This window comes from Rhodopseudomonas sp. B29, assembly GCF_000333455.1.
Lineage (GTDB): Bacteria > Pseudomonadota > Alphaproteobacteria > Rhizobiales > Xanthobacteraceae > Rhodopseudomonas.
In genome coordinates this window covers 1-1,461 of the sequence record NZ_BADD01000417.1, presented here as the reverse complement: position 1 = coordinate 1,461, position 1,461 = coordinate 1, and the positions used below count along the sequence as shown (strand labels likewise).

2 protein-coding genes are annotated in these 1,461 nt (G+C 60.2%); one reads left to right on the top strand and one right to left on the bottom strand.

Going from position 1 to position 1,461, the window contains the following annotated elements; genetic code table 11:
• On the top strand, positions 1-265 hold a 265-nt coding region (locus I5M_RS15070; RefSeq protein WP_022722154.1), incomplete at its 5' end, for a helix-turn-helix domain-containing protein.
• A gap of 51 nt (positions 266-316) precedes the next feature.
• Here I5M_RS15070 and I5M_RS15065 read toward each other — a convergent pair.
• Positions 317-853 carry a MarR family winged helix-turn-helix transcriptional regulator gene (locus I5M_RS15065; protein ID WP_022722153.1) on the bottom strand — a complete coding sequence of 179 codons (537 nt, stop codon included), beginning with the start codon at positions 851-853 and terminating at the stop codon, positions 317-319.
• Positions 854-1,461 lie beyond the last annotated feature (608 nt).

The window sequence follows — 1,461 nt, the reverse complement described above, 5'->3', positions numbered from 1 at the left end:
GGAATTGCGTCGCGAGATCGAGCCGATCTCGCAGCGGATGCTGACGCTGACGTTGCGCGGCCTGGAACGCGACGGCATGGTCAACCGCACAGTCACTCCGACCATCCCGCCACGCGTGGACTACGAACTCACACCGATGGGGCGTTCGCTGCAAGAGCCGGTTCTGGCCTTGGCGCAGTGGGCGGTCGCGCATCTTCCGCAGATTGCGGAAGCGCAGGCGAAGTTCGACGGAACGACAGACCGCAGCACGAACTCTGACATGTGATGCAGGCTGTCACGTGAGCTGCGCACAGCGCGTCAGGAACGCCGGCGAAGCTTAGTCCTCAGCCACGCGCGCCATTGCCATCTTGGTGCGGCGCTTCAGGCATTCCAGCTTCTCCTTGACGTCGTGCAGCGCCGCCGCATCGAAGTCGCGGAAGATGAAAGCGTGAAGCGCTTCCCAGCGCGGCGTCAGCGCATCGATGCGACCGCGGGCCTCCTCCGACAGCGACATCAGCACGACGCGAGCATCGACGCTGGAAACGTTGCGCGTGATCAGACCGAGACGCTCGAGGATCTTGGTCTGCGTGGTCACGAAGGTCGAGACCGCATGGATCTTCTGCGAGACGTCGCTGACCGACACGCCGTTGCCGTGATCGAGGTCGGCGATCGCCATCAGGATCAGCCATTGCGAACCGCTGATCCCGAACATCTTCGCCCAAGAGCGGCGGATGTCCTCCAGATTGTTGCTGATCGAAACGAAGTCCCAAATGACCTGATAGGTCAGTTCGTAGTCCCGAGACTTTTCGGACTTGGGTAAAGTCTCACTGGCAGCGCTCAGCCCGGCCGCCGGAAGGTGAAAATCAGCGGTCAAAGTTTCTCGTTGTTGGGCGTTTCGCCGATGCGGCATGCCGCAGACCTCCCTCGAATTCCGCCGACCCCGTTTTATTCTGTCTCCGGCAGCGCCTCGGAGTATCCCGGATAGCGCGCCTATTTTTCCTCCGATACCGTTGAGAATCGGAGGGTATCTTTTCAGTCCGACTCGACCGCCAGCAGCTAGCGCTTTTGGCGATCGACGTTGCTGAGCCTGCGGCACGTTCGTATCGTACACGGCTGCGGGGACATCAAACGAGGGTTTGCGACAACCTCGTCACAAACACTCGAAACCGTTGTTCGTTCTCGCGTGTCCTCACGTTTTGCGTGGGCGCTGAACTGAGGGTCCCATCCGTAATGGGTCACCGCTGCAACATCATAGCGTGACAATACCGTGACACGCTGTTGCTGCAATACCACAGTTTTGGCGAATGAACATAGGTTACTTTGTTTGGTCCTTCCAATAGCTATTTTTGTTAGGTAACGAGTCCAGTGACCGACGGAGGGGGGCACCTCGAAGTCGTCCCGGCCAGCGAACCGCCCTGCGAGCGGGGTTTGCGTGGCGGGTTCACGGGTCAGCCGCATTGTTGCCGGGGGTCAATCGGCGGC